The sequence below is a fragment of the Streptomyces sp. NPDC050806 genome (assembly GCF_055586425.1).
This window is the reverse complement of the sequence record NZ_JBVJIF010000006.1, coordinates 1-12,207: the sequence shown is the minus strand read 5'-3', so window position 1 is coordinate 12,207 and position 12,207 is coordinate 1. Positions and strand designations below refer to the sequence as shown.

Below are 12,207 nucleotides of genomic sequence, written 5' to 3'. Positions count from 1 at the left end.
CTCCCCACCCCCGTGTATTCGGCCGCGCAAACGGCCGCAGATGCGACGCTCGGAGCCTAGTGGATAACGGCTGCGGCCCGGACACCGCTTGCTAGCCTGGCTCTCGTTCGAGCCGTCCAGCGGTTCGGCGCGGGCGGCCGAAAATCGGCCCCGCCGCCGGGCGCGGACATTTACCTGACATTCCACGGGGGAGTGCGAGATGAGCACGCAGGAGAACACCGTCGACAGCGCGGCCGAAGCGGCCGGCACCGTATCGGCCTACCGCAGTTACCCGGTCGCCCCGGGCTACCGCCTCAACGTCCGCAGCGGCCCGAGCACCGGCGCCGCGGTCGTCCGCACCCTGCCGGCCGGCTCCTCGGTCCCGATCCGCTGCCAGCGCCACGGCCAGCGGGTCATCGGCCCGTACGGCACCAGCGACATCTGGGACTGCATCGGCAGCGGCCAGTACGTCTCCGACGCGTACGTGTACACCGGGAGCAGCGGTCTGGTCGCCCCGGTCTGCGGGAGCTGACCGGAGGACGCCGCGCCGGGCCGGCCGGGGGAGGCGGCGACGGCCGGGGATAATCGACGGCATGAGCGAGGAGCACAAGCGCCCGGCCGACGATCCGGCCGGGCCCGAGCCGGTCGCCATCCGGTTCTTCGGGACGACCTGGGTCCACCACGACGGCGGCTACGCGCTGCGCCGCGCGGGCGTGGCCCTCGGCGCGCTCGTGCTGGCCGCGCTCGGCGCGTTCGTACTGCGCTTCGCCTTCGAGGGCCTGGCGGTCGCCGAGGTCGGCTCGCTGGTGAACGTCCTGATCGTGGTCTGCTTCGCGGTGTGCAGCGTGCTCGCCTTCCGCCGTACGTGGGAGGGGTTCGTCCGGCACCGCGAGCCGGCCGCCGACCGCGCCGCCGAGAAGGCCGAGAAGTCCGCGCAGAGCCTGATGATGATCGGTTTCATCGGCTCGCTGCTGGCCTACTTCTGCCGCGCGCTGATCGAGGCGCCCGGCGAGAAGCTGCACCGCGCGGAGTACGAGGCGGCCCGCGAGCGCCACGCCCGCCGGCGCACCGCCCGCACGGGCAACCCGGCCGCCCGCAAGGCGGGCGCGAAGAGCGGCGCCAAGTCCGGCGGCAAGGGCAAGAAGCGCCGCTGACCTCCCGGGTGTCACACCTCCCGGCGCCGTTTCGTCCGCAGTACGGGGCCGCCGCGCGCCCCGTACGGAGCCGGCACCAGGAGGAGCAGATGGACACCGACCCGCTCGCCGAGTTCGAGACGCACCGGCCCCGGCTGTGGGCCGTCGCGTACCGGATCATGGGCACGGTCAGCGATGCCGACGACGCGGTCCAGGAGGCCTGGCTGCGCTGGCAGGCCCGCCCCGCCGGGGAGGTGGCCAACCCCCGCGCGTACCTGACCACGACCGTCAGCCGCATCTGCTACGACCAGCTGGGCTCGGCCCGCGCCCGCCGTGAGACCTACGTCGGCCCCTGGCTCCCGGAGCCGGTGATCACCGACGGCGCGGCACCGGAGCCGCCGGGGCTGCCCGAGGACCGGATCACCCTGGACGAGTCGGTGGGCCTCGCCCTGCTCACCGTCCTGGAGCGGCTCACCCCCGCCGAACGCACCGCGTTCGTCCTGCACGACGTCTTCGCCGTGCCCTTCCCGGAGATCGCCGAGGTCGTCGGCCGCACCCCGGAATCCGTACGCCAGCTGGCCGCGCGTGCCCGCCGCCGGGTACGGGCCGAAGCGCCGCGCCGCACCGTCGACCGCGCCGAACACCGCCGCACCGTGGAGGCGTTCCTCGCCGCCGTGATGGGCGGCGGCCTGGAGACGCTGCTGGCCGTGCTGGACCCCGAGGTGGTGTGGCGCTCGGACGGCGGCGGCAAGCTGCCCGCGGCCCGCAAGCCGGTGCTCGGCCGCGAGAAGGTCGCCCGCTTCGCACAGGGCCTGGTCCGCGGCTTCGACCGGCGGACCATGCGGGTCTCGCTGCGCGAGGTCAACGGCGCCACCGGCCTGGTCTTCGTCGACCCGCCGCACGGGCGGGCCGCCGTCTTCGGCTTCACCGTCCACGCGGGACGGATCACCGAGGTGGCCGCCGTGGTCAACCCGGAGAAGCTCGCACACCTGGACTTCGACGCGCTGTGACGCACGCCCCTCCCGGCCCCGTCACACTTCGCCCGCCCGTCCCGTCCCCCTTGTGACACCGGAACACCGGCCGGAACACCAGGAGGACACCATGCAGAAGCAGCGACAGCTGACCGCGCCGCGGGTCGTGGTGCTCGGCGGGGGATACGCCGGCACCCTCGCCGCGCTCCGCCTCGCCCCGCATGCCCGGGTCACCCTCGTCGACCCGGCCGACCGCTTCACCGAACGCGTCCGTCAGCACGAGCTCGCCGCCGGCCGCGCCGACATCACCCACTCCCGTACCGCCCTGCTGCGCGGCACCGGCGTCCACGCGGTCACCGCCCGCGCCACCGCACTCGACCCCGAGGCCCGTACGGTCGCCACGGACGACGGCCGCACTCTCGGCTACGACCGCCTGGTGTACGCCCTCGGCAGCGGTACGGGCCCCGCGCCCGACCCCCGGGCCTTCACCCCGGAGACCGCCGCCGAGCTGCACAAACGGCTCCAGGACGGGCCCGGCACGCTGGCCGTCGCCGGCGGCGGCCTCACCGGCATCGAGCTGGCCGCCGAGCTGGCCGAGGCCCGTCCCGACTGGCGGGTCCGGCTGCTGACCGCCGGCGTGCTCGGCGCCGGCCTGTCCGCGCGCGGCCGGGACCACGTACGGACGGTGCTCGGCCGGCTCGGCGTACGGACCGAGGAGGGCCACCGGGTGACCGGCGCCACCGACGCCGACGTGCTGGTGTGGGCCGGCGCGATGGTGCCCGCCACCGGGCTCGCGCGCGCGGCGGGGCTCGCGGTCGAGGAGTCGGGCCGGATCGCCGTGGACGCTGCGCTGCGCTCCCGCAGCCACCCGGACATCTACGTCGCGGGCGACGCGGCAGCCGCCCACGCCCCGGCCGCCGGCGCGCTCCGGATGGCCTGCGCCACCGCCCTGCCGACCGGCTCGCACGCGGCCACCGCCCTCCTCGCCGAGGCCCGCGGCACCGAACCGCCGCCGTTCGGCTACCGGTTCTTCGTCCAGTGCGTCAGCCTCGGCCGGCGCGACGGGCTGATCCAGGCGGTACGCGCCGACGACACCCCGTACGAGCGGATCCTCACCGGGCGCGCCGCTGCCCGCACCAAGGAGACCGTCGTGCGCAGCGCGTTCGGCGTCCTCCGGCTGGCCCGCCGCCGGCCGGGCGCGGCGCGGCTGCTGCCCTGGGTCGGCTGAGCGCGCGCGTGGCCGGGCTCAGTACGTCCGGTCCGGCTTCCCCGACCCGTACAGCCAGGTGTCGAACAGGCCCGACAGGTCCTTGTGCGCGCGCTTCTCGCAGAACGCGATGAAGTCCTTCGTACCGGCCGTGCGGTGCCGGTACTCGGCGGGCCACTCCTTCAGGACGCGGAAGAACGTCCGGTCGCCCACCGCGTTCCGCAGCTGCTGGAGGACCATCGCGCCGCGCTCGTACACCGGCGTCTCCATCACGTTCTCCGCCTTGCCCGGGCGGCCGGGCGGGAACTCCCACAGCGGGGAGTCGCCCGGCTGCCGGTAATGCGTGTCGAACTGCTGCTGCGGCGACCGGCCGCCGTGCCGCTCCGCCCAGAGCCATTCCGCGTACGTCGCGAAGCCCTCGTTGAGCCAGATGTCCTGCCAGGTCTCCGGCGTCACCGAGTCGCCGAACCACTGGTGCGCCATCTCGTGCACCACGGTCACCTCGTCGGGAGCACCGGAGTAGATCGGCTTGGTCTGCGTCTCCAGGGCGTAGTCCACGCTCTTGGGCGGGTGGTCGACGATGGCCCCGGCGGAGGAGAAGGGATAGCGGCCGAAGACCTTCGACTCCCAGGACACGATCTCCGCCAGGCGGCTCAGCGGCACGGCGCTCTTCCGCGCCTCCCTGGGGTCGACGGCCACGTACAGCGGCAGGCCCTGCTCCGTCCGGCCGGTCCGTACCCGGAACTTCCCCACGGTGGCGGTGGCGAGGTAGGAGGCCATCGGCTCCGCGCTGTGCCAGCGGAACGTCGTCCGCCCGCCCGACGTCCGCTTCCGGCTCCGCAGCTCGCCGTTGGCGACGGCGGTGTACCCCTCGGGAACGGTGACGGTGATGTCGTACGACGCCTTGTCGCTCGGGTGGTGGTTGCCGGGGAACCAGGTCTGCGACCCGGCCGGCTCGCCGACGACGAACGCGCCGTCCGTCGTGCGCACCCACCCCTCCGTCGACCCGTCGGGATCGGCGAAGTCCGAGGGACGGCCCTCGTAGGCGATGGTGGTGCGGAAGGCGTGCCCCTTCGCGAGCGGCTCGGAGGGGCGTACCCGCAGCTTGTTGCCTCGCCGGGAGAAGTCGGCGCGCGCACCGTCGACCTGAACGCGCGTCACCTTCAGGCCGTGCAGGTCGAGGGAGAAGGACGCCAGGCGCTGCCGGGCCCGGGAGGTGAGGCGGGCGGTGGCGTCGAGCGTGCCGTGCCGCACGTCGTAGTCCAGGCCCAGGGCGTAGTGGCGTACGTCGTAGCCGCCGTTGCCGAGGGCGGGGAAGAGCGGATCGTCGAGGGTGTCCCGGCCGTCCACGGCCGCGGTACCGGCGGTGCCGGCCGTGACCTCGGAGGTGCAGGAGGACAGCAGGAGTGCCACGGACAGGGCGGCGGTCGCGCCGCAGGCGCGCAGGGGCCGGCGTTTCACGGGAGAGTCCTGGGGTGTGGGGGGACGGGAGAGATCGCGCTGACCTTATGGGGTCGTACGGATTCCTGTATCCCCCCGATGACGGGAACCTGTTCCGCCACCAGGGGGATCTCCCAGGACGAGCGCCCTGCTTCAGGGGTGGCGGGTCAGGAGACCGCGCCGCGCACCGGCATGTGATCGATGCTCACACCGGCCGGCTCGGCGAGCTGGCGGCGGCGCTGTTCGGCCCACGAGAGGAGGGCCGCCTCGCAGGCGTGGTCGAGGTGGCGCAGGCCCGAGAGGTCCAGCTGGATCTCCCGGTCGGCGGGCAGCTCCTCCAACTGGTCGAGGAGGCGCGGCAGCCGCAGGAAGGTGGCGTTGCCGACGGCGCGTACCCGGACCGGCCCCGCGGCCGTGGCGGTGGTGGGCTCGGCGTCCTCGATCGTGGAGGTCGCCGCGGCACCGGTCGCCACGGAACCGCCGCCGGGCACCGACTTGGCCACCACTAGGCTCTGCTGCTCGCGGGCGCCACCGTCGATGCCGTCGCCGGACACCTCCAGGTGCACGTGCGAGGTCTCCCAGGCCGTCTTCGCGACCGCCATGAGCAGACCGATCAGCACGCCTTCGAACATGTTGGTGACCACGATGGCGATCGCGGTCGACGCGAGCACGATGGCCTCGCCGCGGTGCTCCCGCCACAGCGGAACGATCTCCTTCAGCGGCATCAGCTTCCAGCCCGCGTGCACCAGGACACCGGCCAGCGCGGCCACCGGGATGACGCCCAGCGCGGCCGGGAAGGCGGCGGCGAACACCAGCAGCCACACACCGTGCAGCACGCGCGAGGCCTTGGTCTTCGCGCCGGCCGACACGTTGGCGGAGCTGCGCACGATCACCGCGGTCATCGGGAGCGCACCGAGCACACCGCACACGGTGTTGCCCGCGCCCTGGGCCATCAGCTCCTTGTCGTAGTCCGTCTTCGGCCCGTCGTGCAGCCGGTCCACGGCCGCCGCGCTGAACAGCGACTCGGCGGACGCGATGAGGGTGAAGGCGAGGATCGTGCCGATGACGCCGAACTCCGCGACGCGCGAGAAGTCGTCGGCGCCCGGCGGCTGGATGGCGCCCAGCAGGCCCTGTACCTCGACGCGGGCGATCGGCAGGTCGAAGACGAAGACGGTGATCGTGGCGAGGGCCACCGCGGCCAGCGGCGCGGGCAGCACCTTCGCGCCCTTCTTGAAACGCGGCCACAGGAAGAGCACGGCTATGGTGCCGGCGCCGACCGCCACCGCGGCGAGCGCGGAGTTCGAGCCCACGGTGTCGATGAACAGGTCGGGCAGTCCGCCCAGGTTGGCGAGGCCGCTGCCGGGTGCCTTCGCGTCGGCGAGGGCGTACAGCTGGCCCGCGATCAGCACGAGGCCGATGCCGGCCAGCATGCCCTGCACGACCGCGACCGAGATGGCGCGGAACCACCGGCCGAGCTTCAGCGCGCCCATCAGCAGCTGGAGCAGGCCGGCGACGAGGACGAGGATGCCGAGTGCGCCGACGCCGTACTGCTTCACCGCTTCGAAGACCAGCACGGTCAGGCCGGCGGCCGGGCCGCTGACCTGGAGGCTGGAGCCGGGCAGCAGGCCGGTGAGCAGACCGCCCACGATGCCGGTGACCAGGCCGAGTTCGGCGGGTACGCCGGAGGCCACGGCGACGCCGACGCAGAGCGGCACGGCGACGAGGAAGACCACCAGCGAGGCGGTGAAGTCGGCGCGGAGGGTGCCGCGTCGGGGGGTGGCGGCGCCCGGCGGTGCGTCGGTGCCCGGGGGGCCGAGACGGGAGTTGAAGATCCGTTCGACGAAATTGCGCATGAGGATGCCTCCAGCTGGGACCCGCCGGCAGTGCGTGCTGCGGCAGGAGCTGTTGCGGATGGATTGCTGGATCCGTACGGAGCGGACGTGGGCACGCCGGGCCGGCCGGAAGAGCCGGGCCGCGCGGCCGGTCGCCGTCAGTCGTCTGTAGGGCGGTGTTTCTGGCGGTCGGTTCCGGTCAGCGGTCGCTTCCGGTCAGATGTGATTGGCGTGCTTACGCCCGTGTTGTGCGGTGCGCGGGCAAGGGGGAAGCCCGTGTTGACATCCCTCAGCAGCGAAAGACACAGAGAGTGAGGGGAATTTGACCGATTCTCTGCAGTGATTTGGCGTGCGAACGCGTCAACGGGACGGTCGGTTCGTGATCGTCGACCGGCGCGGTGCGGCAGCACACGCAGTAGGCACGCGGATCGGGCGGCGTGGGCGGCCCGGCAGAAGTGCGGACGGCCCGTCGCAGATGGCAGGTCTCGGGCCCGATCTCGCCCTTGCCGCTGCCTTCGACAGCGGCCTTGACGGTCTCGGCGGCCGGCGCGGAGCCGCTGTTCTTGGGTGCGGCGGCGTGGGTGCCGACGCCCTCGGCGGGCTCGGCAAAGGCAAAACCGGCCGTGGACAACAGAGCCAGCAGTGCGGCAATGAAGATGACCAGGGCAGGGCGTATCGCGGTACCCGGCTTCCCCATCGTCGCCTCCTCCGGCGTCCGTGGACAGTCACTTCCATTGTGTCCAAAGGCAACCCCTGTACGGCAAGTCCGTGTGTAACCGTCAAGTTAACGCGGAGTTATCGGAGAGGAACGATCTCCTCCGATCACTCCGGCGGTCGCCGGGAGTGCATGCCGAACCGCCACACGCCGGGCGATCCGAACGTCCGATTCTCAGGGGTCGTGACACGACGCACGTGCACGCACGTGTGCCTTCGTTGAACGGTTGTCCTCCCCCGGCAGGTTCCCTCGCCCTCGATCCTTGACGCCTTGATTCCGTCCGGCGCATTATTCAACATATGATGAATTATGAGCCGGGCGGCACGCACGGGCCGGACGCGGCGAGCGGGTCCGAGGATGGCCGGGCGGCGCGGAGCGCACTACGTGCGGCGAGCGCTCCGGGCGGACCGGATGCGTCCGATGTACCCGGCAACGACCCCGCTCCTGCCGTACGGGCCCGCGGCCTCTCCGTGGTACGCGGCGGCCGCACCGTCCTGGACGCCCTCGACTTCGACGTCGAGCGCGGCCGCGTCACCGGCCTGCTCGGCCCCTCCGGCTGCGGCAAGACCACGCTCATGCGCGCCATCGCCGGCACCCAGGCCCACGTCGACGGCGCGCTCGACGTCCTCGGCCGGCCCGCGGGGGACGCGTCCCTCCGCCCCCGGATCGGCTACGTCACCCAGGCGCCGTCCGTGTACGACGACCTCACCGTCCGCCAGAACCTCGCGTACTTCGCCGAGGTCCTGCTCCCGGGCCGGGCCGCCCACGCCGCCCGCCGGGAGGCCGTCGACCGGGTCCTCGCCGACGTCGCCCTGACCTCGCACGCCGACGTCCTCGCCGGAAACCTCTCCGGCGGCCAGCGCAGCCGCGTCTCCCTCGCGGTCGCCCTGCTCGGCGACCCCGAACTCCTGGTCCTGGACGAGCCGACCGTCGGCCTCGACCCCGTGCTCCGCCGCGACCTGTGGCACCTCTTCCACACCCTCGCCGCCGGCCGCGGCGTGACGCTGCTCGTCTCGTCCCACGTCATGGACGAGGCCGAACGCTGCGACCGCCTCCTCCTGATGCGCGAGGGCCACGTCCTCGCCGACGCCACCCCGGCCGCCCTCACCACGGACCCCACGACCCCGACAGTGGAAGCGGCGTTCCTCGCGCTGGTCGAAGAACCCGAAGCCACCACAGCCACCACCGTCGCGGGCAGCACTGCCGCCGGGAGCGAGGGAGCCCCTCCCCGCTCCGCAGGAGCGCGGGGGAGAGCGGGCACAGCGGCGCCTCATCAGCGGGCAGCCGGCCGGCCCCACCCGCACCCCGACAGCGAGCCGCGCCCCGCACCCCGGGCCTCCGCGGCCCGCACCCTGGCCACCACCACCCGCGTCCTCCGCCAGCTCCGCCACGACCCCCGCACCATCGCGCTCCTCCTCGTCGTACCGAGCGTGATGATCACCCTGCTCCGCTACGTCTTCGACAGCGCCACCGGGACCGGCACCTTCGACCCCATCGGCGCCTCCCTCCTCGGCATCTTCCCGATGATCACCATGTTCCTGGTGACCTCCATCGCCACCCTCCGCGAACGCACCTCAGGCACGCTCGAACGCCTCCTCGCCATGCCGCTCGGCAAGGCCGACCTGATCTCGGGCTACGCCCTCGCCTTCGGCGCGCTCGCCGTCGTCCAGTCGGCCGTCGCCACCGGCCTTGCCCTGTGGGTGCTGGACCTGGACGTCGCCGGCTCCCCCTGGCTGCTCCTCCTGGTGGCCGTCCTGGACGCCCTCCTCGGTACGGCCCTCGGCCTCTTCGTTTCGGCCTTCGCGGCATCCGAATTCCAGGCCGTCCAGTTCATGCCGGCGGTCCTCATGCCGCAGCTCCTGCTCTGCGGCCTCTTCGCCCCGCGCGACGCCATGCAGCCGGTGCTCTCCGCCCTCTCCGACGTCCTCCCGATGTCCTACGCGGTCGACGCCATGAACGAAGTGCTCCGCCACTCCGACGTCACCACCGGCTTCCTCCGCGACATCGCTGTCGTCGCCGGCTGCGCCCTGCTCGTCCTCTCCCTCGGCGCCGCCACCCTCCGCCGCCGCACGCACTAGCCCCGGCCACCGAACGGCGAACCGGGGCGGATCCCCTTCAGGGGCGCGTCGTGGCCCCGCCGTCGTCGAGATGGGGCGCGGAGGCCGCCCTCACCCCGGTTCACAACGTGAAACGCCCCGGCGACCGGGCACCACCGAATGCGAGGATGACGCGGTACCGCGCGCCCGGCGCGCACCACGAAGTCCCACCGGCGAGGTGAACCGCATGTCCCACAAGGTCGCCGTCCTAGGCACAGGAAAGATCGGCGAGGCCCTGCTCAGCGGCATGATCCGCGGCGGCTGGTCCCCGTCCGACCTGCTGGTCACCGCCCGCCGTCCCGAGCGCGCAGCGCAGCTCCGCGAGCGCTACGGCGTCGAGGCCGTCAGCAACGCCGACGCCGCCAAAGCCGCCGACACGCTCATCCTCACCGTCAAGCCGCAGGACATGGGCGCGCTCCTCGAAGAGCTCGCTCCGCACGTCCCCGCCGACCGGCTCGTCATCAGCGGCGCCGCCGGCATCCCCACCTCCTTCTTCGAGGAGCGGCTGGCCCCGGAGACCCCGGTCGTACGGGTCATGACGAACACCCCCGCCCTCGTCGACGAGGCGATGTCCGTCATCTCCGCCGGCACCCACGCCACCGACGCGCACCTCGCGCACGCCGAGGAGATCTTCGGCGGCGTCGGCAAGACGCTCCGCGTCCCCGAGAACCAGCAGGACGCGGCCACCGCCCTCTCCGGCTCCGGCCCGGCCTACTTCTACTTCCTCGTCGAGGCCATGACCGACGCCGGCATCCTGCTCGGCCTGCCCCGCGACAAGGCGCACGACCTGATCGTCCAGGCCGCCATCGGCGCCGCCGTGATGCTCCGCGACAGCGGCGAGCACCCGGTCAAGCTGCGCGAGAACGTCACCTCGCCGGCCGGCACCACCATCAACGCCATCCGCGAGCTGGAGAACCACGGCGTACGGGCCGCCCTCATCGCCGCCCTAGAAGCAGCGCGGGACCGCAGCCGCGCCCTGGCCTCCGGCAACGGCTGAGCCCGCCCGGCGGCTGCCCTTCCAGGCAGCCGCCGAGCCGAGCAGGGCTCTCAAGCCAGCAGCCCCAGCGCCCGGTAGGCCGCGTCCACCCGCGGCCGGGCCATCCGCCGGGCCCGCTCGGCCCCCGCGCCCAGCACCTCGTCGACGTACGCCGGATCCGCGGCCAGCTCCGCATGGCGCTCGCGCACCGGCCGCAACGTCCCCACCACGGCCTCCGCCGTGTCCTTCTTCAAGGCACCGTAGGAGTCGTAACCGTCGGCCAGCGCCCGCGGATCCTCGCCCGTACACGCCGCCAGCACATCGAGCAGGTTCGTGACCCCGGGCCGCTCCGCCCGGTCGTGGACCACATCGCTGCCCGCGTCCGTCACCGCACGCATGACCTTCTTCCGCACCACGTCGGGCTCGTCCAGCAGATAGACGATCCCCGCCGTACGGACGTGCGACTTCCCCATCTTCCGTGTGGGCTCCTGCAGATCCATCACCCGCGCGCCCACCGCCGGCAGCGTCGTCCTCGGCACCACGAACGTCTGCCCGTACCGCTGGTTGAAACGGACCGCCAGGTCCCGCGCCAGCTCCACGTGCTGCGCCTGGTCCTCACCCACAGGCACCTCATCCGTCCCGTACGCCAGAACATCGGCCGCCATCAGCGCCGGATAGGTGAGCAAGGACAGCCGGACGCTCCCGCCCCGCTCGCGTTCCCGCGCCGCCTTCTCCTTGTACTGGATCATGCGCCGCATCTCGCCGTCCGTGGCCGTGCACTCCATCAAATAGGAGAGCCGCGTGTGCTCATCGACCCGGCTCTGCACGAACAGCGTGCACCGCTCCGGATCCAGCCCACAGGCCAGCAGCAGCGTCGCCGCCTGCCGGCTGAGCCGCCGCACCCGCGCCGGATCGTGGTCGACGGTCAGCGCGTGCAGGTCGACCACGCAGAACAGCGCGTCCGCCCGGTACTGGTCCTCCGTGGCCCACCGCCGCATCGCGCCGAGGTAATTGCCCAGCGTCAGGTGCCCCGTCGGCTGCACACCGCTGAAGATCCGCGTCATTCCGGTCCCCTTGCCTGCTCAGTCGCTCCATTGCGTGGAGCGATCGATTACGTGGAGACCGCCGCACCGAGCCGACCGGCCGGTCACAGGGGGGAGATACGCGAACGGCCGCCGGAGGCGGCGGCCGTGATCATGCATGCGCTGTGGTCGGCCGCCGTCAGGCGGGCCACCACTGCTGTACGAGCGCACGCGTATGCATGGCCCCAAGGTACGCCGGGGAGGGCCCCGATGCGCGGGTTTGAACGAACCCGGGGCGTCGTGTAGTGTCCTCCGAGTTGCCACGGAGTCATCGACTCCCGGCAGCCACTCACGCCGCACCGGCGGCAATCCACTACTGCACGACCTCCCCTCGGGAACAATTTCGGCATGCCGAAATTCGAACCGGCCGGCTCGATTATGAACCGGCAGGGAAAACCGCTAAAGTAGTGACCACGCCGGAAGGCGCAAAACCCCGCCGACGGGGATCGGAACCAAATTCGAAGAACGCTTCACGAAGCGGGAAACGAAAAAGGATCTGATAGAGTCGGAAACGCCGAAAGGGAAAGCCCGCAAGGGCCGCACCGGAAAGCAACCCCGCTCCGACAGGGGCCGGATCACCGAAAAGGATCTGGTAAGATCGGAACCGCGAAGAAGCCGAAAGGCCGAAACGCACCGGCGAAAATCGGAACCGCAAGGATCTGATAGAGTCGGAAACGCAAGACCGAAGGGAAGCGCCCGGAGGAAAGCCCGAGAGGGTGAGTACAAAGGAAGCGTCCGTTCCTTGAGAACTCAACAGCGTGCCAAAAGTCAACGCC

General features: G+C 72.3%; 11 protein-coding genes and 1 pseudogene. 7 read left to right on the top strand and 5 right to left on the bottom strand.

The window, feature by feature from the left end; genetic code table 11:
* Positions 1-199 precede the first annotated feature (199 nt).
* The 4 genes from ACZ6WH_RS19325 (at position 200) to ACZ6WH_RS19310 (ending at position 3,311) form a co-directional block, all read left to right on the top strand.
* A complete protein-coding gene (locus ACZ6WH_RS19325) occupies positions 200-511 on the top strand; it encodes an SH3 domain-containing protein (RefSeq protein ID WP_361552471.1) in 312 nt (103 codons plus the stop codon).
* A gap of 61 nt (positions 512-572) precedes the next feature.
* Positions 573-1,133 carry a hypothetical protein gene (locus tag ACZ6WH_RS19320; protein ID WP_469729653.1) on the top strand — a complete coding sequence of 187 codons (561 nt, stop codon included), beginning with the start codon at positions 573-575 and terminating at the stop codon, positions 1,131-1,133.
* An 89-nt stretch (positions 1,134-1,222) separates the two neighbouring features.
* Entirely contained in the window at positions 1,223-2,122 is a 900-nt protein-coding gene (sigJ, locus tag ACZ6WH_RS19315; protein WP_432857582.1) for an RNA polymerase sigma factor SigJ, read from the top strand.
* 91 nt (positions 2,123-2,213) lie between these two features.
* The gene (locus ACZ6WH_RS19310) at positions 2,214-3,311 is read left to right on the top strand and encodes an NAD(P)/FAD-dependent oxidoreductase (protein ID WP_469729652.1); all 1,098 of its coding nucleotides are present in this window, start codon (positions 2,214-2,216) and stop codon (positions 3,309-3,311) included.
* A gap of 18 nt (positions 3,312-3,329) precedes the next feature.
* On the opposite strand, the gene ACZ6WH_RS19305 is transcribed toward ACZ6WH_RS19310, so the two are convergent.
* The 3 genes from ACZ6WH_RS19305 to ACZ6WH_RS19295 form a co-directional block, all read right to left on the bottom strand.
* A complete protein-coding gene (locus ACZ6WH_RS19305; protein WP_469729651.1) occupies positions 3,330-4,751 on the bottom strand; it encodes a M1 family metallopeptidase in 1,422 nt (473 codons plus the stop codon).
* Positions 4,752-4,897: 146 nt separating this feature from the next.
* Entirely contained in the window at positions 4,898-6,583 is a 1,686-nt protein-coding gene (locus tag ACZ6WH_RS19300) for a SulP family inorganic anion transporter (RefSeq protein WP_469729650.1), read from the bottom strand.
* Positions 6,584-6,851: 268 nt separating this feature from the next.
* Entirely contained in the window at positions 6,852-7,259 is a 408-nt protein-coding gene (locus ACZ6WH_RS19295; RefSeq protein ID WP_432857590.1) for a hypothetical protein, read from the bottom strand.
* Between the two features lie 317 nt (positions 7,260-7,576).
* On the opposite strand from ACZ6WH_RS19295, the pseudogene ACZ6WH_RS19290 reads away from it, so the two are divergent.
* The 3 genes and pseudogenes from ACZ6WH_RS19290 to proC form a co-directional block, all read left to right on the top strand.
* Positions 7,577-8,239: pseudogene (locus ACZ6WH_RS19290) on the top strand (ABC transporter ATP-binding protein); the annotation flags it as partial.
* 390 nt (positions 8,240-8,629) lie between these two features.
* Positions 8,630-9,355: an ABC transporter permease gene (locus ACZ6WH_RS19285; RefSeq protein WP_469730004.1), complete on the top strand. Its 726-nt coding sequence runs from the start codon at positions 8,630-8,632 to the stop codon at positions 9,353-9,355.
* Positions 9,356-9,560: 205 nt separating this feature from the next.
* Entirely contained in the window at positions 9,561-10,370 is an 810-nt protein-coding gene (gene proC / locus ACZ6WH_RS19280; RefSeq protein ID WP_469729649.1) for a pyrroline-5-carboxylate reductase, read from the top strand.
* A 50-nt stretch (positions 10,371-10,420) separates the two neighbouring features.
* Here the strand turns inward: proC and trpS are convergent, their stop codons facing one another.
* Positions 10,421-11,413: a tryptophan--tRNA ligase gene (gene trpS / locus ACZ6WH_RS19275; RefSeq protein ID WP_469729648.1), complete on the bottom strand. Its 993-nt coding sequence runs from the start codon at positions 11,411-11,413 to the stop codon at positions 10,421-10,423.
* Positions 11,414-11,807: 394 nt separating this feature from the next.
* On the bottom strand, positions 11,808-12,207 hold a 400-nt coding region (locus ACZ6WH_RS19270; RefSeq protein WP_469729647.1), incomplete at its 5' end, for a hypothetical protein.